The organism is uncultured Bacteroides sp., assembly GCF_958445495.1.
Classification (GTDB): Bacteria; Bacteroidota; Bacteroidia; order Bacteroidales; family Bacteroidaceae; genus Bacteroides.
In genome coordinates this window covers 104,904-130,822 of record NZ_CAUCSQ010000004.1, presented here as the reverse complement: position 1 = coordinate 130,822, position 25,919 = coordinate 104,904, and the positions used below count along the sequence as shown (strand labels likewise).

Sequence of the window (25,919 nt, the reverse complement as noted above, 5' to 3'; positions counted from 1 at the left end):
CGATGAATATCTTCAGAATCAAAAATAAATACATGGCGGCAACATTGTTTATGTTGTTTGCCGTCACTTTGCAGGCTCAAGATTACGGTGCATTGAAATACATGTTGCAGAAACGGCCTGCTAATGAAAAGTTCACGGGCAATAAGTTCAACGAACACCTCTTCTTCTCTGCCGGGGTAGGCCCGTATGGCTTGCTGTCAGGCAAGGAAGCGCAGGACGGAACGGGAATGAACGCCCATCTTTTCATGGGTAAATGGCTGACTCCGGTTCACGGACTCCGGTTAGGGGTGAATGCGGGATATCTGCCTTCCTCTATGTATGATGCTAGAATAAAGATGGGCGGAGGAAGCTTGGACTACCTTCTGAACATGTCGTCCCTTGCGTTCGGATATAATGAAAGGCGGCGTTTCGAATTGTTCGGAGTTATGGGTGTGGAAGCCGGTTATTCCAAAGTGTCCGATAATAACGAGCGTTCTGAAAAACATCCCGGACTGAAAGGAGGAGGCGAGTTCTATTACGGCGCACATTTCGGTTTGCAGGGCAATATACGGCTTTCTCCCACGCTAGACCTGTTCATAGAGCCCAGAGTCGGATGGTACAATGACGAACTCGCCTATATGGAAAGTTGGAGAGGATACAAGATAGGCGGAACAGTCCTGGTAGGATTGACCTATATGCCTGCCGCTCCGATGGGAACCAAGATTCATTTTGATGAATTCGACAACAGTTCTTTCCTTAATCACCTGTTTATCTCTTTGTCCGGCGGTGTCAGTACGTTGAAGTTCTCCGGATTCAAGAATACAATCAAAGGATTGGGGCCGCAGTTCTCTGCCGGAATCGGAAAATGGTTCAGTCCCTCCTCCGGTTTGCGCCTGTCCGGGACTGTCGGGATGAGCGATACCCCTTCCGGTAGTGACAGCAGAAATTTCAAACACATCGATTTACATGCAGACTATCTGCTGAATATTAATAATGTCCTTTGGGGATATGACGAAGACCGTCTGTTTACCCTGGTCGGTATCGCGGGCGTGAACCTGGCGGGGACGAAAGGAGTTGAAAAGTCTGCCAAGTATGCTCCGGGGATAGGAGTCGGTTTGCAAGGAAGCTTCCGCCTCAACCCCTCCATAGACTTGTTTGTAGAACCTCGCCTGAATATCTATGATAAGAAATACGCGGGCGGTTGCGGATTCGGAAATACCGATCAGTTGGGAGAGCTGAACTTCGGTCTAACCTACCATACGGTGAACCGTGCAGACCGTCCGAAAAACGTTTTTGCCGGCAGCCACATTGCCGACAACCTGTTTATGACTTCCGGAGTCGGCATGCAGTTGTTCCTGAACAAGACAAATCTTGAAAAAGTCAGTTCATGGGGGCCATTGCTTTCCGCCTCCATCGGTAAATGGTTCACCCCGTATTCCGGTTTGCGCCTGGCAGGTATGGGAGGATTCTTCACCAATTATGTGGTTCCGGCAGATGCGGTAGACGGCAGGTTGAGGCATCTCAGCCTTAGCGGAGGCATTGATTACCTGTGGAATGTGACTTCCACCATGAGCGGATACAATCCGGAGCGTATCTTTGATTTGATAGGTTCCGTCGGTGTCAATCTGGCATATACTTCCAAGTCCGAACATAACCTGCAACCGGGGATTAATGCCGGCATACAAGGATTGTGGCATATCAACGATTTCCTCGGCTTGTATGTTGAACCGCAAGTCCGGCTGTACGGCGACAAATTTATCGAAGGAAATCTGGGCTTTATGCAGAAAGACGTGCTCGTGTCGGTCAATGCGGGACTGCACTACCGCTTTGTGCCCTACTCAAAGCCGGCTAACCGCAGTGTATTCGACAAAGACGACAAACGTTATTTCGTGTCCGGTGCTTTGGGGTTAGGCAGTCTGTTGGTTGCCAGCAAAGATTTGGTTAAGAATGCCGGTGTGGAAATGAAAGGAAGCCTCGGCAAGTGGTACACTCCTCTGTCGGCATGGAGGGTGAACGGGACGATTATCTATAAGTCGAAAACACACGCAAAGACCAATCTCCATTACGCCGGTTTAGGCATGGACTATATGATGAGCCTGGCTACCCTGGCAAAAGGATACAATCCCGACCATGTGATAGACATCGTTCCTTTTGTAGGAGTCACTGCCGGCCTGGCGCGTCGCAAAGGAGAGTTCAAGGTCGTGCCGGGACTGGATGCCGGCGCACAGTTCAAGCTTCGTGTCTCTCCTTCCCTGTATTTGTATGCAGAGCCTAAAATCGGCATACGCACGGATACGTATGACGGTTACAAACAAGGAAGGCCCGACCGCGTCGCCTCTATGGTGGGCGGATTATCATACCGGTTCAAATTGCCTGTCATCCAATAAAAACGGTCCCGGTAACCTGACGGTATAAACAGTATAAAAAGGACAAGCGTCAAAATAGAAAATGAACCGCGCCTTGAAAGTCGGGCGGCAAGTTCATGACTGTTTGGGCGCTTGTCCGGTATATTTCCCGATATTAAACCTCTCCGGTGTTCCATTCCGGATAAATTCCGGTTACATAAACGTTACATTAATATTACTGCCGTTTCTGATTGATAATGAAGAAAATGAATTCAAAAGATTCATTTTCTCCCTTGTCATTACCCGCTACTTTTGCTTTCAGAAATCAAAAATAAAAAAGTATGAAAATGATGGCTGAAGCAAAATCAAGGCTTGGTTCAAGCAGAAAATTATCGGATTTACTCTTTATCCTGTGGGCGGGAGGCGCTGCCCTTCTTTCCTATTCGTTAGTTTATGCGTTGCGCAAACCATTCACCGCGGCTACGTTTGAAGGATTGGAAGCTTTCGGGCTTGACTATAAAGTACTGGTTACGATTATCCAGATAATGGGATACCTGATTGCCAAATTTGCAGGAATCAAGCTGATTTCCGAACTGAAAAGAGAAAACAGGCTGAAATTCATACTCGTTTCCGTCGCCGTGGCTGAATTATCCCTTGTTGCATTCGGAGCGTTGCCCGTCCCCTATAATATGTTCGCCATGTTTTTCAACGGATTGTCCTTGGGATGCATGTGGGGAGTCATTTTCAGTTTCATCGAAGGACGCAGGACTACGGACATCCTGGCCAGTCTTTTGGGTATCAGCATTGTCATCAGTTCGGGAACGGCAAAATCAATCGGGCTGTTTGTCATGAATACATTGCATGTAAATGAATTCTGGATGCCGGCGTTGATTGGCGCTTTCGCCCTTCCGTTGTTGGCCTTGCTGGGATATAGCCTCACCCGTTTGCCGCAACCTACCATAGAGGATATAGAACAAAAAAGCAACCGTCTGCCGCTCAACGGCAGGCAACGGAAAGAATTGTTCATTGACTTCATGCCTTTCCTCGTATTGTTATTTGTGGCTAACCTGATGTTAGTGGTACTCAGAGACATCAAAGAAGACTTCCTGGTGAAGATTATCGACATGAGCGGGCAGTCTTCATGGCTGTTTGCACAGATAGACACGATAGTGACATTGATTATTCTCGCCCTGTTCGGAGCAATGGTGTTTGTGAAAAGCAATATAAAGGTACTGGTCGTTTTGTTGGGACTGGTGATTCTCGGAACGGCTGCGATGAGCTTTATATCTTTCAATTATGACTCCCTGCAGTTAAATGCAATCACCTGGTTGTTTGCCCAGAGCCTGTGCCTGTATGTCGCCTATCTCTGCTTCCAGAGCATCTTTTTCGACCGTTTTATCGCCTGTTTTAAAATAAAAGGCAATGTCGGTTTCTTCATTGTGACAATTGACTTCATCGGATATACGGGTACGGTATTTGTGCTGATGTTCAAGGAATTTGCCCATGCGGATATAAACTGGCTGGAGTTTTACAACCTGCTGTCCGGGTATGTAGGGCTGATTAGCACAGTCGCTTTCACTTGTGCCGCGGTTTATCTGATACAACGCTATAAAAAAGAAAAACAACTGAGGGAAATAAGGGAAACAGGAATGGACGGTAGAGCGAAATTTACGGGAAAAGAGATAGGAACCACCACTTTACCGCAAATCTGATGAAACAGCCGATGAAAGAAATAAAACCGGGATTGACATCATCCTTTCTTTTGCTTTTACTTCTGCTGGCTGTCCGTGGCACAGCGCAGAACGTGCCTGACGCGATATCCTATAAAATTACCGGACGCATGCTTATGGACGGAGGAGTTTATCTGAAAAATCCCGGCCACTTTGGAAACGGTACGGAGTTTAACGACCTCCGTATCGGCGTAAAAGCCGGCTACAAGGATTGGACAATGAAGCTGGAAATAGGATATGCGGGAAATAAAGCAGCCGTCAAGGACGCCTTTGCCGACTATTCATATAAAAAACACTCCATCCGGATAGGCCAGTTTTACGAACCTTTCAGCCTCGACATGCTTTGCAGTACGTTTGACCTTCGCTTCCATCAGTCTCCGGGAGCAGTCCTGGCGTTGACGAACGGCCGGCGTATAGGAGTCGCTTATTCTTACCGTACCAGGCATTATTACTGGTGTGGCGGATTCTTTACCGATAATGATTTGGGCAATCTGAAAAATGTATCGCAAGGATATGCCGTTGACGGACGCTTCGTTTATCGTCCGGTTTATGAAAAAAACAGACTGGTACATATCGGGGCGGCGGTTATCCGGCGTACGCCGGATGGTGCGCTTCCCGAAGACGGTAACGTGAAAACCTTTACCTACGAATCTCCGGGAGTAAGTACGATTGACAACCGTGCCCTGCTACGGGCCGATGTGGACCATGCGACGGCACAGCTCAAGATAGGAACCGAATTATTGGTTTACTATCATAAATTCCTTCTTCAAAGCGAATATATCCGTGCCCGCGTGAAGCGGGAAGAGGGTTTCGAAAATTATACGGCGCAAGGAGCCTACCTGCAATGCGCCTGGTTGTTGTCAGGCAAGCGTTACCTGTATGACGAAGAATCGGCTTGTCCCGGAAGGCCGGAAGGAAAGTCTCTTGAGCTATGCGCCCGTTTCAATTACCTCACGTTGAATGACGCCGGTATAGCAGGAGGAACGCAGAAAGACCTTTCCGTCGGGTTGAATTACTATATCAATAAACACGTCGCAGTGAAATTGAATTACAGCTATTTTATTTCCGGCGCACAGGTTCGGGAGACAGGGAACTTCAGCGTGTTACAGGGACGCTTCCAGTTCATATTCTAACGGAACGGTTCCGGCGGAATACCCCGTTTCCATCCGGTATGCCCGTCCGCATGAGAAAAAACGGATAAAAGACAGATAAAAGTTTGAAAAGAAACAGGTAAATCTCCTTTGTTGTTCGTAATAAACAATAAAGGAGATTTTTGCATCCGTCATTTGCCGGAAGCGACTCCCGTTGCCGGTTTGCCGCCATTGCAGAAGAGGCAGGTACAGCTTTGCGGCAATCTTCGGTGCGTCAGAATTGAAATAGTTAACGGTTTATAGATATGACAGGAATTTTATCGGAAAAAAGAAAATGGCTGCTGGCAATGGCTGTTGTATTTTCCACGTTGGGGAACGCCCGCTTAGTGACTTATCCTGAAGGGCGGGATGCCGGTATGGCGCATAATGATGAATATACCGTCAAAGTCCGTGAGGCAGGCGGAGAATGGAAGGAACTTTTCGAATATGAGGTCAGTGTGGATATGGACAGGGTGAGAGCTGTCCGGGCACAACCGGCCTCAATGGTACAATTCGATATGGAAGGCCCCGTGGAAGTCATGGTGAAAAAGAACAACGGCCTGATACAAGATGTGAAAATCCGTCCGTCGGCAGCCGGCATTTCACATACGGTCAACCGGAACGCCGTCTTTTTCACGCTGACGGAACCCCGATACCTGTCCGTGGAATTTAATGGAGACCGTCTGCACAATCTTCATTTGTTTGCCAATCCCCTGGAGACGGAAACATATACGGAAAGCGGCGACGGAGTGATGTATTTCGGGCCGGGCGTCCATAAACCGGACGATTTGCCGAACAATCAGATACGGATTCCTTCAAACACGACTGTCTATCTCGCTCCGGGGGCAGTGGTAAAAGCAAAGCTTCTTGTAGACGGGGCGGAGAATGTACGCATCCTTGGCCGCGGCATCCTCGACCATCCGATACGGGGTGTGGAGGTGACCCGTTCGAAGAACATACTGATAGAGGGCATCACTGTGGTGAATCCCGACCATTATACGATATTCGGTGGAGAAACCGCAGGATTGACAATCAGGAATTTAAAATCGTTCAGTTGCAAAGGATGGAGTGACGGAATTGATTTGATGTGTTGCAATGACGTGCTGATTGATAATGTCTTTATGAGGAACAGCGACGATTGCGTTGCCATATATGCACATCGTTGGGAGTACTACGGAGGGACGAAGAACGTGACATTGCAGAATTCGGTCCTTTGGGCGGATGTCGCCCATCCGGTCAATATCGGCGGGCATGGAAATCCGGACGATGCCACGGGTGAAGTGATAGAGAATATAACAGTCCGTAATGTCGATATTTTAGAGCACGATGAAGATGACGCGCTTTATCAGGGATGTATGGCTGTAGATTGCGGCGATAAGAATCTGGTGAGAAAAGTCCTGTTCGAAAACATCAGGGTAGAAAGCATCCAGGAAGGGCGGTTATTCCATGTAAATGTCCGTTTCAATCCGAAATACGATAAACAGCCGGGGAGAGGCATTGAAGACATCATTTTCCGCAATATCACTTATGATGGAGTGGGGGAGAGTCCTTCTTTGCTGAAAGGATTCGATAAGAACCGTATGGTGAAGAATGTGACTTTCGAGAATGTGGTGATTAACGGAATAAGGATGAAGACTGCCGACGGCTTCATCACTAATGAGTTCGTAGAGGGCATCAAGGTAAAATAACCGGTTCCCCCGCTGCATATAAGGATAGAAGGATAAGTCCTTTTCCCTTAATGGCAAACCGGTAATAAACCGGAGATTGTTATTTTTCCTATCAGAAAGTAAGGGTGATTCCACGTCTTTTATTTTTGACCTGCAAGTAACGGCAAGAAGTCGGATTGTTGGATAATCCCGCACTGGAAAAGGAATTGCGGATTTGTGTAATTCTAACTTTTCAGTTATTTTAGCGACGTGGAAAAAGATAAAGCTTAAAGTCTCACTTACATGAAAAAGGATATTTTTTTCTTCTTGTGCTGTGCTGCTTTCCTGATTGCCGGACAGGCGGCGAGAGCGCAGGGACGGCAATTCGTTCATCCCGGCATCACCTATACCCAGGGGGATTTGGACCGGATGAAAGCTATGGTCAAGGCGAAACGGGAACCTTATTATTCTACCTTCCTGAAACTGAAAGAGTCTCCCTATTCTTCACTCGATACGCAAGTCGCCAACCGGGGCGGGCAAATCAGGGAGGGACGCTTTAACGCCACTATCGGGGCGGACGGCAGGCGGGCGCATGACTTGGCCCTGCTTTGGCATCTGACGGATGATGAAGCTTATGCCCGCAAAGCGGTGGAGTATCTGAATGCCAACTCTTATTATACGAATACCAGTTCCCGCGGGACCGCCCCTTTGGACAACGGGAAGATTTACCTCCTGGTCGAGGCAGCCGAATTAATGCGCGGTTATGCTGGGTGGAAAGCGGAAGACCAGCAGCGTTTCAAGGAAATGCTGGTCTATCCCGGATATAGCAATACGGAGAACCTCTCTTCCCGGTATGCGGATTATCGGGATGACTCGAAAAACGGAATAACCTTCTATTGGAATATTTATAATTTCGATGCAGCGAGGTTCGGTAACCAAGGACTTTTCGCCGCCCGCGGGATGATGGCGATGGGCATTTACCTGGATAACGAAATAATGTATGACAGAGCTTATCGTTATTTGTCGGGGATGGAACATCGTCCGGACGATTTGCCTTATCCTTCAGGACCGCCGGTGACCGGTGGGAAACCGGTCAGGAAATCGCCGACCATCCTTGATTATCAACTGGAAGGAAGGGAAAACCGGATTCCCGATTACGGATACGATGAGCAGTTGCGGCATTATATCTATCCGAACGGCCAGTGCCAGGAGTCCTGCCGTGACCAGGGGCATGTACTGGCGGGCGTTCACAATTACGTGGCTATTGCGGAAATGGCATGGAACCAGGGAGATTCCCTGTATAGTTGCCTCAATAACCGGTTGCTTTTAGGGCTGGAATGGAGTTACCGCTACAACCTTTCGAAAGTCCGGGCTTATGAAGGACAGGAAGAACCTTGGGAGCCGGCAGGATACAGCGGCAATCCGGAGGAAGCTACCTTTGAGAACGGAAAGTTCCTCCGGATAAAAAGCCGCAGCGGGCGTTGGGAATCTGTCGCCGTATCTCCTCACGGGCGCGGAGACGCGGCAGGCAGCGGCGGAACCCGCGAGATGGCATTGGCGCATTATGCGGTACGAGCCGGGTTGCCGGCGGAGAACTATACCTGGTTGCAACGTTACCGTGACTATATGATCGAACATTACGGCTGTGAGAATTGGGGGATAGCGCCCAACTGGTTTTATGAATGGACCGGATGGGGAACATTAACCAAACGGCTGACTCCTTGGATGGCGGGGGAGCCTGTTTCCTTCGTTGCAGGCAAACGGATACCGGGAATCCATTCATTACCTTGCGGGATTCCCGCTGCCGATTACGACTATTATTGCCTTGCGGAAGACCCCGAAGGACATACCTACCATAATGTGGGAAAGAAACGCGGAAATGAATACAGGCCCGACGGGGCGGTAGAGTTGCGGAAAGAGGGGAAAGATTACGTCGTTACCCGGATAGAAGACGGAGAATGGATGAATTATACCGTAAGCGTCCCTGCCGACGGAGAGTATGCCGTTTATGCGGCCTACCGGTCGGAAGGAGATTCCCGGTTGTCCGTAGTTTCCGATTCGGGAGCGGAGACGGGAACGGCGCGATTGCCCCGTTCCGGACGATGGACGGAAGGAACAGTGGGGAAGCTCGTTCTTTCCGCCGGCGCCTGTGTGCTTCGCTTGCAGATAGGGCAAGCCGGCGACGGGCTTGAAATCCGGAAAATAATCGTGAAGCGGAATAAGGGGATTTGACTTTTCATTCGTACTAATAACGGTACTGCAAAAAAGAGAAGCATGAAAATTCGGATATGTCTGTTAATCATAATGGGGGGATTATTGTGTTCGGGTCGTGTCAGCCCGCAAGAATCTCCTTATGTGTTCCGTCAGATTGGGGTTGTCGAAGGATTGCCGGATAACTATGTCAAGGGCGTTTTCCCCATTCCCGACGGGCGTGTCGGTGTGCGGAGCACTGTGTTGTTAAGCCTGTATGACGGTGCGAACTATTCAAACTTTCCTTTCAATATTCATGGCGAATATTCGATTGCGTACAACCATATCATTCCTGAACAATATATTGATGCCGGCAACCGGCTGTGGATGAAAGAGCGCAAGAGCCTGCGCGTCTTTGACTTGACGGCCGAATGCTATGTCTATAATGTAGATTCTTTGTTCCGGCAGTTCGGGCTGAAAGAGAGAGTGGAGGATATGATAATCGACTCTGAAAAACGTTGCTGGTTTCTCATGCCGGGTTCTTCCGTCTACATGTATGACCCGGAAACGAAGTCGGTGGAACAGGTGTGCAGGAATGATGAGTTTATGGAATATTACGGCGGGTTGCTGGGAGTGGAGAGCCACGGAAAATACAGTTGGATGGTCCATCGGAAAGGCGCCATCCGTTGTTATGATTTGGAAAAGAAACGTTTTGTCCGGCAGCTTGATTTCCTGGAGGGACAACTGAAACCGGACGACCGGGTGATTTTAAAGATACTCGATAATGGAGATTTCTGGCTCATGTGGGACCGGGGAGTAGGTTATTATGATGTCTACAACAAGAAATGGAACCCGATTACAGGGATACGGCTCGGCCATTATTCGTGGTTTACTTCCATGGATGTGGATAACGGCGGAAATGCATGGGTCGGGACAGTTCTGGACGGTTTTTATGTGATTGATATGCATAACTTCTCCGTGACCCGGATATTGGACATCCCTCTGCTGTCGGGCAATACGCTACGGAACGGGATTCAGAGCATCTATTGCGACCGGAAAGACAATTCCGTCTGGATAGGGCTGTATAATCAGGGGATATGCTATTACCATCCCAGCATGAACAAAATTACGTTGTGCAACAGGAAGACGGTTGGCGGTGACTGGAAAGGGGAAGAAATCCGCTGTATGCTCGAAACATCGAAAGGGGAAATATTGATGGGAACTACCGAAGGAATATACCGTTATGACCCGGAAGCCCGGAGCATGAACCGGTTGTATCGCGAGTTCGACCGTAAGAATTGCCGTGTATTGTATGAGGACAGCCGGCAACGTATCTGGGTAGGGACGTATCATGACGGGTTGTATTGCATCGAGCACGGGAAAGTCCGTTCTTACGATTATCCCGACACGGATTATCAGAACGAATTGGATTTCAGTAATATACGTGTAATGGTGGAAGATTCTTCCGGACGGCTGTGGGTCAGCATATATGGCGGGGTAGGGCTTTTTAATCCGGAGGACGGGCGGATAAGCCTGTTGTCCGAACAGTTTCCCGAACTGAAAAAATACAAGGTTGCCAATGCCTTGGCGATAGATAACCGGGGCCGTCTGGTGGTCGGCAGCGATAACGGGCTTTATATCTATAATCCGGAGGAGAATACGATATGGATACCGGAAGAGGACGGGCGGACCGGTTCGATATTCAATCAAGGAAGCATCAAGTACAATCAGATATTGAAAGACCGCGAGGGAACATTGTGGTTTGCCACCCAGTACGGCTTGAGTGTCCTGGCTCCCGACGGGCAGAGTTATACGCTGGGGAAAGAAGAAGGATTGTCCAAGGCTATCCTGAATGTGATGGAGGATAAAAACCGCGACATCTGGATTTCAACGGTCACTTCCGTTTATAAAATAAAGGTAGAACGGCAAGCCGGCAAATACGGTTTTCATGTGATAAGCTGCCTGTCGGAAGATGAAATCCGCCAGGATGATTTGTACAGCTTCCCTTCGCTGATAACGAAAGATAACCGCCTCTTTTTAGGATTGATGAACGGGTTTATCACTTTCTCGCCGGAGAACATGACAGACAACCAGTGCCTCAACCGCCCTTTATTCACCTCGTTCCGCTTGTTCAATGTCCCGGTGGTTCCGGGTGAAAAGTATAACGGACGGGTCTTGTTTGATAAGGCGTTGAGCTATTCGGACGGGGTACGGCTGGATTATGACGAGAATTACATCACGCTTGAGTTTTCCGGGCTGAACTTCCCTAATCCCTCTCAGACTTCTTTCCGCTACCGTTTGGAGGGATTCGATAAAGAGTGGACAGAGACGTTGTTTGAGAACGGGCAAGGGCGTGTGGTATATAACAATCTTCCTTCCGGCGAGTATGTCTTTCGCGTGTCCGCCGCCGGCAATGACAGAGTATGGGGGCCGGAGTCCGATTTCAAAATCGTTGTCCGTCCTCCGTTTTGGGACACGTTGGCTGCCCGTATCTTCTATGTCGTGTCGGGCATTCTGTTTGTCACCCTTCTGGTGTATGTGGTTAACCGGCGCAACCGGCAGAAAATGATTCGTATGCAGGAGGAAGAGGCGTTGAAGCAAAAGGAAGAGCTGGACCAGATGAAGTTCCGCTTTTTTACCAATATCAGCCATGAGCTGCGTACCCCGCTGACGTTGATTATCACTCCGTTGGACATGATGATACGCCGGTTGACGGATGAGGCGGTGAAAAAGCAGTTAGGCACTATTTATAAGAATGCGCAGAACCTCTTGTCGCTGGTAAATCAATTGCTGGATTTCCGGAAACTGGAAATGAAAGGCGAGAAACTGCACCTGATGAACGGGGATATGGAAGAGTTCATCGTCTCCGCCTACAATAACTTTATGCCGATGGCCGTGGAGAAACATCTCAACTTCGTGAATGAATCGGAACACAGGGCTCTTTATATGTTTTTCGACAGAGACAAAGTGCATAAGATTGTGAACAATCTCCTGTCCAATGCGTTCAAGTACACTCCGGAAGGGGGGACGGTCAGCCTGTCACTTGCTGTGGAAGAGACGGAAGGGAGGAATTACGTGCGGATTGCAGTGTCCGATACGGGGATTGGAATCTCCCCGTCGGATTTGCCTTATATCTTTGACCGTTTCTACCAGGTCGGAAATGAGGGGGACGAAAAGATAGGCAGCGGCATCGGGCTTCATCTGGTAAGGGAATACGTGAACCTTCACGGCGGCAGGGTTGCTGTCGACAGCCGGATTGACCGGGGTTCCGTATTTACCGTCCGGTTGCCTATGGATTTGAAACCGGAGAGAGAGGATGTGCCGGAGGAAGTTGCGGGAACGGAACCTTCGGAGGTGAAAGAAGGGGCAACGGCGGTATCCGTCGCGGATGATAATATGCGGAAGCTGCTGTTGGTGGAAGACAACCGGGAGTTCCGCACATTCTTGAAAGAGCAGTTGGAGGATTTCTACCGGATAGTGGAGGCTGCGGACGGTGAAGAAGGAGAGAAGAAGGCGGTAGAAGAGAATCCCGACCTGATTATCAGTGATATCATGATGCCGAAGGTAGACGGTATCGAGCTTTGCCGCCGGATTAAGACGAACGTGCAGACTTCTCATATTCCGGTGATATTGTTGACTGCCCGTACGGCCGACGACATCAAGATAAACAGTTATGAAGTAGGAGCGGACTCCTATATGGCAAAACCTTTCAATTTTGATATGCTGATGGTGCGCATTGAGAAACTGATAGAGCAGCAAGAGAAGAGGAAACAGGAATTCCGTAAGAATATCGAGGTAAATCCGAGCGCCATCACTATCACTTCCGTAGACGAGCAGCTCATACAGAAATGCCTGGAATATATCGAGAAGAACATGGACGACCCGGAATATGGCGTGGAGGAGCTGAGCCGGGATTTGGGCATGGTACGCATGAGCCTCTACCGTAAGCTGCAATCCATTACCGGACACACGCCCACCGATTTCATCCGCAGCATCCGTTTGAAGCGGGCGGCGCAACTGCTGCAAGGAAGCCGGTTGCCGATTGTCGAGGTAGCGAACCGGGTGGGGTTCGGCTCTTCCAGTTATTTCTCGAAATGTTTCAGGGAGATGTTCGGGATGTTGCCTAAGCAATATATGGAGGAACATGCAAAAAAGGAATGATTCCTGTCCGCGTTCACCGTTTAATTGTTACATTTGCGTTCCTTTTGCAAGGTTGCGGCAGGTTTCCGTTCCTGAGAAAGTTTTATTATCTTAATAATATATATGTGTTGATATGAAAGTATTAGTTTTGATTTCATTGGTAGGAGGTTTGTTATTATCCTCTTGTGGAGGCGGCAGTTCGCAAAAAAATGCGGGCGGCCGGGACGTGAATCCGGCAGACACCATTTATTTGGGTGATTTGCGGGAGAAGTTTGCCGGAGATACTATTTTCTTCAAGGTAGTGGCTCCCGAGCTGATGTTGATGGATTACCAATATTTTTGGCCGGCCACAGAGTCGGACGCATTGGAGAAAGGGCTTACGAAAGAGTACTACAAGCGGGTGAAGAAAGAAATCACCGCCACGAATGAAGCAATTAAAAAAGGCGTGATGAAGGGGGCGGATGTAAAACGCATACCGGATTTTCAAGCCATGCAGGAAAATAAGCGGTAAAGTTTTCCGGATGTGTTTTCCATCCGTGCAAATGAAAGAACAAGGGAGTCGTTAATGGTAACGGACTCCCTTTTTTTATTGTCCTGAGCCGCCGTTTATGCCGATGAAAAGGGGAATTTTCATCAAAAAAGGAGCTTGTTACGACAGTTTTGTCATCTGTTACTTTTGTGATATTTGTTATGAAACCTGTTTTTTACTTTTGCAACATCGTTAAACAGATTATATTGAATACCATGAATAAACGACAAACTGCATTTGACGACTTTTTTTCCGAGTGCTACCTGAATTATCGGGAACAAATCAAAAATTATATAGCTGTCCGGATTTTCCATCCTTGTCAGGCGGAAGACCTGGCGCAGGATGTCTTTGTCCGCCTGTGGGAGCATCGGATGTTCGTAAACAGGGATACTGTCCGCTCTCTGCTTTTCACGATTGCCCGTAATATCGTGACAGACAAGATACGCCGTTATTATAAACAGGAAGATTTTGCCGCTTACCTGTATCATGATAATAAAGAGGAAAAAGCCGGACGGAACCAGACAGAAGAGACAATCTGTTACCGGGAACTGGAACGGGCGCATGACAGAGCAGTGCGGAAACTTCCCGCCAAACGCCGCCGGATTTACGAGTTAAGTTTCAACCGCGAATTATCCTGTCCCGCCATTGCGGGGAAGTTGTCTTTGTCGCCCCGCACAGTGGAGTGCCAATTGTTGCTCGCGCGTAAAACGGTGCGTGCCTGTTTGCGGAATGAATACTCTAAAGTCGGTTGAAAACCGGATTCGGAAAAACACATATTAACTTTAATAATTTAATAGTATTATGGAAATTAAATCCAGATTCTTATGTTCAAAAGGAGTCGCATTGGCTTTTGCCGTGCTGCTGGGCGGTTCGCCCGGTATCTTGCTTTATGCGGACGATTCCGTAGAAGTGGAAAAGAGTTTGATTGCGGTCCAGGCGGGCCGTACCGTCAAAGGGCTTGTCACGGATGTGAACGGCGAACCTTTGATTGGTTGCAATGTAGTGGTTGTAGGAAGCAATGCGGGAGTGATTACCGATGTTGACGGTCGGTTTACATTGAATGTGCCTGCGGATGCCAGACAGATAAAGGTAAGTTATATCGGATATATGGACCAGACAGTCAGCCTGAACGGGCGTTCCGATTTCAAGATTGTGCTGAAAGAAGATAATAACGCTTTGGACGAAGTGGTTGTCGTGGGTTACGGCACACAGAAGAAAGCCACTTTGACCGGTGCGGTAGAGTCCGTCAGCAGCCAGGTGTTGGAGAGCCGCGCCGTCACTAACGTCGGTGTGGCTTTGCAGGGAGCCACTCCGGGGTTGGTAGTGACCCGTTCCAGCTCGCGTCCGGGCAATGAAGGACTGAACTTTCAGATTCGCGGGGCGACTTCGGTCAATGGAGGCAGCCCGTTGATTATCGTAGACGGAGTGCCCACCCTGAACGCCGCTTCCTTTCAAAATCTGAACTCAGACGATATCGAGAGTATCAGTGTGCTGAAAGACGGGTCGGCTTCCATTTACGGTGCGAAAGCCGCCAATGGGGTCATTCTCGTGACTACGAAGAAAGGAAAGGGAAAAACGACGGTCGATTACAATTTCAATATGCGTTTCACTACTAACGGCGTCATGTCATATTCGCCTACGATGCAGGAGTATGCCACGATGTGGCTGGAAGCCAACAAAGTGATGAATGAGAAAGACTGGTGGGGCTGGGGAGAGGAGAATCTCCGGAAAATGGCGCAAGGCATCGAAGGAATATACGAATCTACGATTGCCGATTGGGGAGCCATGTTTGTCGGCAATGCCAACCGTCTGGACGAGATGTTCGCCCGGCGTTACTCTTACCAGCACAACTTGAGCGTGTCGGGCGCTACGGAAAAGTCCGACTACCGCCTGTCATTGGCGTATGCCGACAATCAGGGCAACCTGGCTACCGCCTATGACGGCCAGAAACAGTTGAACCTTCGTTTGAATTACGGTGTCAAATTGACGGATTGGTTCAAGCTGGACACTTCCGCCAGTATGATTAAGACAGATACGGAAACCCCGTCGCACGGTATCGACAAGACGCTCTACGGAAACGACGCGCCTTTCTTCCCCGCCAAGAATCCTTACGGGCAATGGTACGCCAATTTCGGTAATGTGGGTGACCGCAATGCCGCGGCGGCCACTTCGGACGGAGGACGCGACAATAAAGCGAGCCTGACTACCCGTCTCGACGTGAAGGCGACCGTGGATATATGGAAAGGAATCAGTTTTGAAGGAATAGCCTCTTTCCAGAATGAAGAGTTCCGTAGGGAAAGATGGTCGCTGCCGGTACAGACATACAACTGGTTCGGAGAGAAAGCCACGAAGCTTGTGTATGAAACGACACAGACAATGAGTACTCCAGAAAACGTGTTGAATCTGAAAGATTCCCACCAACCCGGTTACCTGGTGGAAGCCAATAATTATTTTTATCAGTATTATTCGGGAATGTTGAAATATAAGCGCACATTCGCCGATGTACATAATGTAGACGCCATGTTCGGCATTGAAGCCACGAAATATACTTCCAAAAAGGTAGTGACCGCCCGCGAAGTGTTCGAAGATGTGGGAATCTACGATTTGAACCTCTCCAGCGGGACGCAAGGCAACGGCGGAGGCAAGTCACAGAACGGCACGTATTCATACATCGCGAGGCTGAACTACAATTATGCGGACAAATACCTGATTGAGTTCCTGGGGCGAAGTGACGGAGATTCCCGGTTTGCCGAAGGATACCGTTTTAAAACCTTCGCTTCCATCTCCGGGGGATGGGTGTTTACGCAGGAAAAATTCCTGGAGTCCGTTACTCCTGTCGTTAATTTCGGAAAACTGCGGTTCAGCTACGGTAACTCAGGCAATAACGTAGGATTGGGAGATTTCGATTATGTCGGCACAATCGGCAAAGGAACGACTCAGTTCGGCGTGATACCCGCCACCCAGGTAGCTACCAGCTACAGCGGCCTGATTTCCTACGACCGTACTTGGGAACGGGTGGAGCAGAAGAATTTCGGTATTGACCTGAACTTCCTCGACAGCCGCCTGCGTACCTCTTTCGACTATTTCATCAAAGACAATATCGGCATGTTGATTAATGTCACTTATCCTTCCGTATTGGGAGGGACCGCGCCGAAAACCAACAGCGGACACCTGAATGTGAAAGGATGGGAATTTACGATAGGATGGCGCGACCGCATCAAAGATTTCTCATACAACGTAGACTTCAACATCGGCGACACAAGAAGCATGTTGAAAGACATGGAAGGCGCCGACACCTGGAATGCGGGACTGAATGCGAAGGTGAACGGGTATCCGCTGAATTCGTATTTCCTGTACCGTACGGACGGGTATTTCAAAGACCAGGCGGAGGTAGACCGTTATTATGCACTGTATTACCGGACAGGCAGCGACCTCATCGGCATGGAGCAGCAAGGCTCGAACGCCTTACGTCCCGGAGACACCAAACGTATTGACCTGAACGGCGACTATAAGGTTACGGGTGTGGGAAGCGGCGACAGCGACCTGCAGTATATCGGCGATGCCAATCCCCACTTCAATTTCGGGCTGAACCTGGGATGTTCATGGAAAGGGATAGATGTAAGCGCCCTGTTCCAGGGGATAGGAAAGCAATACGTGATGCGTAACGACTGGATGGCTTACCCGTTCCAGTCCCGTACTTCCAACCAGAATCCGAGGTTCCTGGGGAAAACGTGGACGGAAGAGAATCCACATTCGGAATATCCCCGCCTGACTACTAATACGAAAGTGTCGCACTGGAATTACGAGAATAATGATTTCATGTTGCAGAACAACCGCTATATCCGTTTGAAGACCTTGATTGTAGGATATACGCTGCCGCAGATATGGACACGTAAGGTAAAGCTGGAAAAAGTGCGCGTCTATTTCTCCGGAAATGATTTGTGGGAAGCTACCAGCATCAAAGACGGGTTTGACCCGGAAATGGGAGCCAGCTCCAATAACAACGGCTATCCGTTTGCTCGTACTTGGTCGTTCGGCCTGAATGTTACTTTGTAATGGATTTGCTAATAGATAAAAACAGAAGCTATGAATAAGATAAGAAACTATATATTAGCCTGTGCCTGTATGGCAGGACTCTCTTCTTGCATGGACACGTTTCTTGATTTGGAACCGTTGGATGCAAAGACCGATGTGATTTACTTTAAGAGGCAGGAGCATTTCCGCGAATACGCCAACGGGCTTTATAGCCAGTTGATAGGATGGCAGTCCGGTTACGGAAGCATCTTCGACCATATGGATGTATCTTCAGACCTTTCCGCAAATTTCCAGTATTCCTACGGAGTCGGTACAGGCAATCTTTCCGCAGGCGGGAATGACAGCCGTTGGGGGAACTGTTACGCCAATATCCGCGCGACGAATATCCTGCTGGAGAAAGCGAAAACCTATTCGGGCAGCCGGGAGGACATCCAAGTTGAAACGGGTGAAGGGCATTTCTTCCGCGCTTATAATTATTTCTATCTGCTGAAGTTCTTTGGCGGCGTGCCCATTGTGACCGGCGTGCTTGATGTCGATTCGCCGGAATTGATGGGAGCCCGCAGCAGCCGTTACGAGGTTGTCAACCTTATCCTGTCCGATTTGGACGCCGCCATAGCCGTCCTGCCGAGGGAAGAAAATATCGCTGCCGGCGATAAAGGGCGAATCAGCCAGCAGGCGGCGAAGGCGTTCAAGGCGCGGGTACTGTTGTATGAAGCTACCTGGAGGAAATACAATGGCACTTCTACGGACTTCGAAGGGTCGGCAGGACCTTCTTCCGACCAGGTGAACTCTTTTCTCGAAGAATCCGCCGCCTTGTCGAAGGAAGTGATGGACGATACGAATTATTCGCTCTGGAACTACAATAATGTGGATGCGATGAAGAATCTGAGCAACCGTTACCTGTTCAATATCGAGGAGGCGGGAAGCAATCCGGCGGGTGCGGGAAGGGACACGAACAAAGAGTTTGTCATCGCGGCCGTTTACAGCCGGGATACCCGTAAAGGGCAGGTAGAGTTGAGCCGTATCGTCTACACCTTGCGTCCCAGCCGGAAACTGGTAGACATGTTTCTGTGTTCGGACGGGCTTCCCATTTCGATGTCCGACAAGTTCAAAGGATATAAAACACCGGGCGACGAGTATGAAAACCGCGATTACCGCCTGGAATCTTATATCGGCAAACCCGACGAATCGACCAATCTGACCGGAGACGCCGGTTACGGCACTTATAAGTTCGCAGTGACCGACATCAGTTATAACAACAAAGACGAATCGGCCAATTATCCGGTGCTTCGCCTGGCAGAGGTCTACCTGAACTATGCGGAAGCCGTGATGGAGCGTTACGGTGAAATATCGGACGAGCAGTTGGACAATTCGATTAATAAGATACGCGAACGTGCAGGTATAGCCGACTTGACGAATGCGCTGGCCGCACAGATTAAAAACGGAGTGGCGGAGAATGCGGATAAATCCTTGAGCGAAGTGATGCTGGATGAAATTCGCCGCGAGCGCACGTTGGAACTTTATATGGAAGGTTACCGCTGCGACGATTTGAAACGTTGGGGCATTGCCGAGGAAGAGCTGAATGAGTCGCGTTGCGGCATGATAGTGGGGAACGCCGATTATCCGACCGTGTTTGTAGATTCCGACGGCGACGCCGTGTCCGACAGGTATAAGCCGGCAAGTTATACGAAAGGAACGGAAGAAGTGGATACTCCTTTCGGCAAGTTACCGGCCGTGGTACTTCTCAAATCTACCGACTGTTCGTTCAACAAGATGGATTATTTATGGCCGATTCCGCAAGACCAGATAAACCTGAATCCGAATCTGGTGCAGAATCCGGGATATTGATTTTTGATTAAAACGATTCGAATACAATAAAAAGCAGCATATATGAAACATTTATATACATACTCATTTCACTTGACGGTGCTTGTTTGCCTTTCCGCACTGTTTCTCGGCTGTGAGCAAGACGCCAAGTACAGAGTTTACGAATACCCCATGCCGGAAGTGACGGAGATGTATCCGACCGACGGATATGTCGCCTCGCAGGTGGTTATCACGGGTACGAACTTCGGTGACCGTGCGGAAGCCGTAAAGGTGTTCTTCGGTGCGGTGCAGGCAACCGAGATATTGATGTGCAAGAACAACCGCATTGTGGTTGAAGTGCCCGAGACGGCGGTCAGCAGCGATGTCTCATTGCAGGTTTATACCAATAAACTGGAAAATATAGGCCATTATACCGTGTTGCCTACCCCCGTAATCATAAGCATGGAGTCCGACAATGAAGACGGGAGCAGCGTAGCCGATGCCGGGGATATCGTGACTATTATCGGGAAAAACTTCGGGACGGACGCTTCGGACATCTCGGTCAGTTTCAACGGAACGCCTGCCGAGTTTACGCTGGTAGACGGGCAGACTATCAGGGCGGTCACTCCCGACGGGTATGAGACAGGCAACGTGACAGTTACGATTCACGGGTACGATTTGACGGCAGGCGCCATGCTCAACCCGAATTCCAAGGGAGATGTGACAGTGCTTTACCTTGAGAACTATAAACAGCCGTTTGCCAGCGAAGAGGAGAATCCGGGCGACTGGAGCAAACCTGTGGGCTGGAATCAGAATGCGGCTTCATTGAATCCTACCGGATGCAGGCAGCAGCAAGGAACGAACACATTCCTCACTTTCCAGAGAGGATGGGGGAAGAACGCCGTGACCGACGGAAAAGTATGGCAGGCCGTCCATTTGCGTAAAGGAACCTATACGATGGAAGTCACCTATGCCGAAACGTATTTCCCGAACAGTGACAATAACGCGCTTTATGCGGTGATAATCCCCGGAACCGACGATACTGCCATCCCGAATGTGGAAGACATCGCTTCTGTTACGGACCTGGGAGGGGTATGTGTCGCTTTCGACAATTGGAATCCGGATGCAAATGCGGTTTCGGGCACGATGGTTACGCCCGCGATAACTTTGGATGAAGCCGCGGATGTCGTAATCGGTTTCCTTATGACGGTCGGTTCGAGCAATACCTACTTTAAGGTGACAGACGTGAAACTGGTTCTTAAATGAAGGATTTAATTAAGCAAAAAGGATAAAACGGTTAAGATTGTTATGAAGAAAATATATAATTGGTTGTTTCCCGCCTTCTTTTCATTTTGTATGATAACCTCCTGTGACGGGGACAATGAGGAAATTATTTCCATGAGCCACACGGACCCGGTGGCAACGGTCGAGAAACTATCTTACTATTCCGGATATGCCGGCAGCGAATTCACCATAACGGGGACTGAATTCGGCATCCGGGCGGATATGGTGAATGTTTATATCGGTTCGAAAGAAGCGGAGGTGCTCTCTTGTACCGAAACAGAGATTGTCGTAAAAGTCCCTGCCGACGCCACGGACGGAAAGATTACCGTCGATGTGTACGGACAACGGATAGAGACGGATTTCATCTATCAGGTACTAGGCAAGCCGGGAGTGAGCAAGGTGGAACCCCAGTATGGGTTCCCCGGCGATGAGATTACGTTTATCGGTCACGATTTGGTGACGGCCGTTTCTTTATACACGGTCTATTTCGGCGACGATACGGAGAATAAGGCGGAAATCATAGGAGAACCGGCAGAAGGAAAATTTACCGTGAAGGTTCCGGAAACGGCGGCGAGCGGGACAGTCTCCCTGGTTGTAGACGGGCAGAGCGTAGACCTCTCTTCTTATCCCTTTACGGTTCTCCGGCATGCCGCGCTCGATGTGCCGGAAGAGGGCGAGCCGGTTCCTTCGGGCTTTGCGGGAAGCGTGTTTACCATAACGGGAACCAACCTTGTACAGGAATTGCTGGATGAGTCCGTTGAAGAGCCCGGAACTTTGAGAGTTCTTTTCAGCAAGGACGGGGAAGAGCCGGCGGATGCCGTGATAGACAGGGAGAACCTGACGGAAAACAGCATTCCGCTTACGGTTCCCGCCTCTTTGGAAGCGGGCGGTTATACGGTTACTGTCATCACTCCGTTTGAAACGGTCCAGACGCAATTGCAATATGTCGTATTGCCGAAACCGGTAGTAGAAAGCGTGACTCCCCTTAAAGGATATGTAGGTACGGAGGTTACGATTTCCGGAAAGAATTTCGTCCGTTCTGTGGAAGACATTGAAGTGAAATTCGGGGAGACTCCCGCTACGGATATTAAACTGGCGGAAGGAGGCGGAGCCCTTCTGGTGAAAGTACCGGTACTGACGGATTTTGGCGCGACCGCCTTGTCTCTGTCCATGCAGGGAGCCGAAATAGAGTTGGGAGAAGACTATTCCGTGTTTGAAGTGTTGAGTTCGCCGGTGATAACCTCGGTAGTTACCGATAACGTATTCAGTGAACATGCTGTCCGGGCAGGTGATGTCATTACAATCGAAGGTAGCGGTTTTAAGAACAGCACCCTTACAAGCGCCGTTTTCAACGGACAGGAGCTGGACTTTACCGTTGAGAGCGATACGAAAATCACGGCAAGCGTTTCCGCCGACAGCGAAGCGGGCGAAGGTGCGGTCGTCCTGCATTTCGAAGGTGTCGGGACACAGGTTGCCAGTACCGGTAAATTGAATATGCTGAAAAAAGGCAGCGACGTATCGGAATATGTGCTTGTCAACGGTAAGCGGCCGTTTGTTTCCGTAGAAGGAGCGGCAAGCGGACATTGCACTCCTGCCGGCTGGTCGTTCAATTACGGCAGTGGCAATGACGGGTTCTATCATGACGAGAGTCTGGCGGGCCGTCCCGGAGAAGGCTTGTTCATGGATGCCGACGGAGGGCTGTTGGTGATTCAGGCAGGATGGGGGTTGCCGAATAAGCAGAATGGAAAAATGTGGCAGGCGATAGAACTTCCTAAAGGAACTTACGATATTGTTTTGAATGTTGCGGAGGTCAACGTGGACGCAGGCGGCAGAAAACAGGCGGGATTCCTGATTCAGAAGGGCGGCGGCGAGCCTTCTAACCTGGATGGAGGCAAATTCCAGTGGGAGGACAATGACGGGAGCATAAAAGCTTCCATTAATCTGACGGAAAAAGGCAGTTGCAAGAATGTCCGGTTCTCGCAGGAAGACGTGAAGATAGATTATGACGGCGTATCGACATTGGGCTTTGTCGTACAGTTTGTCAATAACAAATGCGTAAAAGTATCGTCCGTTGAGATTCTTTTGAAAGAGTAGGAGGATGCATTTTACCGGATTGCAGCAACTCTCTTGATTTTATACCAATATAAAAAAGACAGTATTATGAGAAAAATAGCTTATATGATTATAGCTGTCGCATCCGCGGTAATTGCCGGATGCGGGGACGGCATCGATTTGCCGGATATAAATGCGGAAACGGATTTGGAGAATATCCCGCTTAAAGAAGATGAGGAGAATTTGGTGGAAGTGGAGTCGAAGGCTTTGTCCGTGCCGTTTGAGCATGTGGGAGGATTGCATACGGAAGAGGATTTCGAACGTATCCGCACCCATTTGGAGGAATCGCCGTGGAAGGAAGGCTACGAACTGTTGAAGAGTAGCAAATATGCGCAATTGTCGTTCGTGACTTCTCCTGTGGAGACCATTAAGCGCGGGGTGAGCGGAGACGAGAACTACATGAATGCCGCCAGGGGCGCCGCGGCTGCCTATCAGTTGGGGCTGCGCTGGAAAATAGAGCAGAATGACGAATATGCCGCCAAAGCGGTAGACATACTGAATCAGTGGGCGGATGTCTGTACCGGTTTGGGCGGAAACTCCAACGTCTCTCTGGCGGCCGGTATCTACGGATACGAGTTTGCGATAGCGGGCGAGCTGCTTCGTGACTATCCGGGATGGAACGCCAAAGATTTTACGGATTACCAGAACTGGATGGTAGACGTGTTCTACCCCGCCAACAAAGATTTCCTGGTGCGTCACCACGGGACGACCGACCTTCATTACTGGGCGAACTGGGGGCTTTGCAACGTCGCTTCCGTTATGGCGATAGGCATCCTTGCCGACCGGCGGGACATCTATAACGAGGCGATTGAACATTTCCAGACAGGCAGCACCAACGGACGCCTGACAAGAGCCATCTATCATGTTTTCACGGGTGAATACGCGAACTTCGCCCAAATGCAGGAAAGCGGGCGCGACCAGGGACATACGCTGATGTGCGTCGGGCTGCTGGGAACCATTTGCCAGTTGGCGTACAATCAGGGAGACGACTTCTTCAAATATAAGGAAAATATGTTCCTGAAAGCTTGTGAATATGTGGCTTGTTATAATTATACCACAGACGAAGTGCCGTATATTACGTACATACGCTATTACACCAATCAGTGGAACGGAGTGTCGGAAGAAAAATGCACGGCCATCGGCGAAGGGAGCCGCGGACAAGACCGTCCCATCTGGGCGCTTCCTTATTACCACTATAAGAACGCGGAAGGAATTAAAGACGAACAGATTAAATATCTGGACATTGCGGTAGAAACACGCGGCATCGAAGGCGGAGGAGGGAATTACGGCGAGAACTCCGGTGGATTTGATGCTTTGGGTTTTGGCACATTGATGTACACAAGATAAAAAGAGACATACTGCCGCAGGTTCTGCGGAATCGTCCGTACGGCAAGGTTTCCGGCAACGGTTGTCCGTATAGTCTGCGGTGAATTTCTAACAATCGGTATTATTGTTTTTAAGATGGAACTAATCAGGAAAATAACATTGTTTGTTCTTTTTGTTATGGCAGCCGTGTCCGCACGGGCGGAAATTGTGACGTATCCGGTTCCGCAAGGTATCTATTATGCCCGTCATAACGACGACTACACGGTGAGGATACGGCAGGCCGGCGAGGAAAAATGGATAGACCTTTACGAATACAACGTGAAGGTGGACATGGATACCCGGTCTGACGCCACAATGGTGCAGTTCGACTTCTCCGGTAAGGTGGAAGTGTTGATACGGAAAAACAACGGAGACATCCGTTCGGCGGTGGTGCGTCCTTTATCCAAAGGCATCCGGCCGGAGATAGACGGAAACTTCCTCCTGTTTACATTGGATAAGCCGCAAAAGCTGTCCGTGGAGTTCAACGGAGACCGTCTGAACAACCTGCATGTTTTTGCGAATCCGATTATCGCGGATGTGCCTGACAGGAACGACCCGAATGTGATGTATTTCGAAGCCGGCATCCATGAGCCTGCCGATACGGCGGGAAAATGTTTCCGCATTCCTTCCAACACGACCGTCTATCTGGAGGGGGGAGCCGTCCTGAAAGGATGCCTTGCCTGCGACAGTGTGGAGAACGTGAAGATTCTTGGGCACGGCATGTTGCTCGAACCGCAGCAGGGAATATCGGTGGCATATTCCAAAAACGTGCTGATTGACGGCATTACCGTTGTCAATCCGCGTCATTACACCGTTTCCGGCGGGCAGTCTGAGGGAATTACCGTCAGGAACTTGAAGTCGTTCAGCTATCAGGGATGGAGTGACGGGCTGGACTTCATGTCCTGTTCCGATATTGTCATCGACGATGTATTTTTGCGCAATTCCGACGATTGCCTTGCTTTCTATACCCATCGCTGGAATTTTTACGGAGATTGCCGCAATGTGTGTGTCCGCAACTCGACCCTTTGGGCCGACATCGCGCATCCTGTCAATATAGGCACGCACGGCAATACGAAGACCGGCGACGAGGTGCTTGAGGACATGGTGTTTCAGAACATAGACATTCTGGAACATGATGAGGACGACCGGAATTATCAGGGCTGCATGGCAATCAACGTGGGAGACCATAATCTCGCGCGTAACATCACGTTCGAGGATATCCGGGTGGAGAACATCCAGGAGGGGCAATTGTTCCACCTGCGGGTGATGTATAACCGGAAGTACAATACCGGTCCGGGACGGGGCGTGGAGAACATCGTGTTCCGCAATATCTCCTGTACGGGCAAGTATGTCAATCCTTCACTGATGGAAGGGTATGACGAAAACCGCAAGGTCAGTGACATCCTGTTCGAAAATATCGTGCTGAACGGCAAGCGGGTGGTTTCACTGGAGGAATTGAACGCGGACAGGAAAGGTTTTGTAGAGAATGTGAGGGTAAAATAGCTTTTCCATTGTAAAGGACGTATGCGGGGCAGAGTGAAGGCGGCTCTGCCCTTACCTTTACTCTCGCGGTTGAAAAAAAAGTTGAATAACTTGGCGGTGCTTTGTATCTTTGTGACGGAATTTAT

The 25,919-nt window shown here is 49.5% G+C and carries 14 protein-coding genes; all 14 read left to right on the top strand.

The features are described 5' to 3' along the window. Positions 1–2: 2 nt before the first annotated feature. The 14 genes from Q5076_RS02885 (at position 3) to Q5076_RS02820 (ending at position 25,794) form a co-directional block, all read left to right on the top strand. On the top strand, positions 3–2,366 hold the full coding sequence (locus tag Q5076_RS02885) for a hypothetical protein (RefSeq protein ID WP_303010721.1): 2,364 nt from the start codon (positions 3–5) through the stop codon (positions 2,364–2,366). A gap of 299 nt (positions 2,367–2,665) precedes the next feature. Beyond that, positions 2,666–4,036: a DUF5690 family protein gene (locus tag Q5076_RS02880; RefSeq protein ID WP_303010720.1), complete on the top strand. Its 1,371-nt coding sequence runs from the start codon at positions 2,666–2,668 to the stop codon at positions 4,034–4,036. An 11-nt stretch (positions 4,037–4,047) separates the two neighbouring features. Further along, complete coding sequence (locus Q5076_RS02875; RefSeq protein WP_303010719.1) at positions 4,048–5,187, top strand: OprO/OprP family phosphate-selective porin; 1,140 nt, start codon at positions 4,048–4,050, stop codon at positions 5,185–5,187. A gap of 257 nt (positions 5,188–5,444) precedes the next feature. Then, positions 5,445–6,872 (top strand): glycosyl hydrolase family 28 protein, encoded by a 1,428-nt coding sequence (locus Q5076_RS02870; protein WP_303010731.1) that lies wholly within the window; start codon positions 5,445–5,447, stop codon positions 6,870–6,872. A gap of 261 nt (positions 6,873–7,133) precedes the next feature. Continuing rightward, positions 7,134–9,062 carry an alginate lyase family protein gene (locus Q5076_RS02865; RefSeq protein WP_303010718.1) on the top strand — a complete coding sequence of 643 codons (1,929 nt, stop codon included), beginning with the start codon at positions 7,134–7,136 and terminating at the stop codon, positions 9,060–9,062. A 42-nt stretch (positions 9,063–9,104) separates the two neighbouring features. Next, a complete protein-coding gene (locus Q5076_RS02860) occupies positions 9,105–13,181 on the top strand; it encodes a hybrid sensor histidine kinase/response regulator transcription factor (RefSeq protein WP_303010717.1) in 4,077 nt (1,358 codons plus the stop codon). Positions 13,182–13,293: 112 nt separating this feature from the next. Next, positions 13,294–13,671, top strand: a complete 378-nt coding sequence (locus Q5076_RS02855; RefSeq protein WP_303010716.1) for a hypothetical protein — start codon at positions 13,294–13,296, stop codon at positions 13,669–13,671. A 233-nt stretch (positions 13,672–13,904) separates the two neighbouring features. After that, positions 13,905–14,441, top strand: coding sequence for a sigma-70 family RNA polymerase sigma factor (locus Q5076_RS02850; protein WP_303010715.1), 537 nt, complete (start codon positions 13,905–13,907; stop codon positions 14,439–14,441). 49 nt (positions 14,442–14,490) lie between these two features. After that, on the top strand, positions 14,491–17,745 hold the full coding sequence (locus tag Q5076_RS02845; protein WP_303010714.1) for a TonB-dependent receptor: 3,255 nt from the start codon (positions 14,491–14,493) through the stop codon (positions 17,743–17,745). 30 nt (positions 17,746–17,775) lie between these two features. Further along, a complete protein-coding gene (locus Q5076_RS02840; RefSeq protein ID WP_303010713.1) occupies positions 17,776–19,572 on the top strand; it encodes a RagB/SusD family nutrient uptake outer membrane protein in 1,797 nt (598 codons plus the stop codon). 42 nt (positions 19,573–19,614) lie between these two features. Continuing rightward, positions 19,615–20,796, top strand: a complete 1,182-nt coding sequence (locus Q5076_RS02835) for a DUF5013 domain-containing protein (protein WP_303010712.1) — start codon at positions 19,615–19,617, stop codon at positions 20,794–20,796. Between the two features lie 42 nt (positions 20,797–20,838). Next, positions 20,839–22,908 carry an IPT/TIG domain-containing protein gene (locus Q5076_RS02830; protein WP_303010711.1) on the top strand — a complete coding sequence of 690 codons (2,070 nt, stop codon included), beginning with the start codon at positions 20,839–20,841 and terminating at the stop codon, positions 22,906–22,908. 66 nt (positions 22,909–22,974) lie between these two features. Beyond that, positions 22,975–24,273, top strand: coding sequence for an alginate lyase family protein (locus Q5076_RS02825; protein WP_303010710.1), 1,299 nt, complete (start codon positions 22,975–22,977; stop codon positions 24,271–24,273). Positions 24,274–24,387: 114 nt separating this feature from the next. Beyond that, positions 24,388–25,794 carry a glycosyl hydrolase family 28 protein gene (locus Q5076_RS02820; RefSeq protein WP_303010709.1) on the top strand — a complete coding sequence of 469 codons (1,407 nt, stop codon included), beginning with the start codon at positions 24,388–24,390 and terminating at the stop codon, positions 25,792–25,794. Positions 25,795–25,919: the final 125 nt, after the last annotated feature.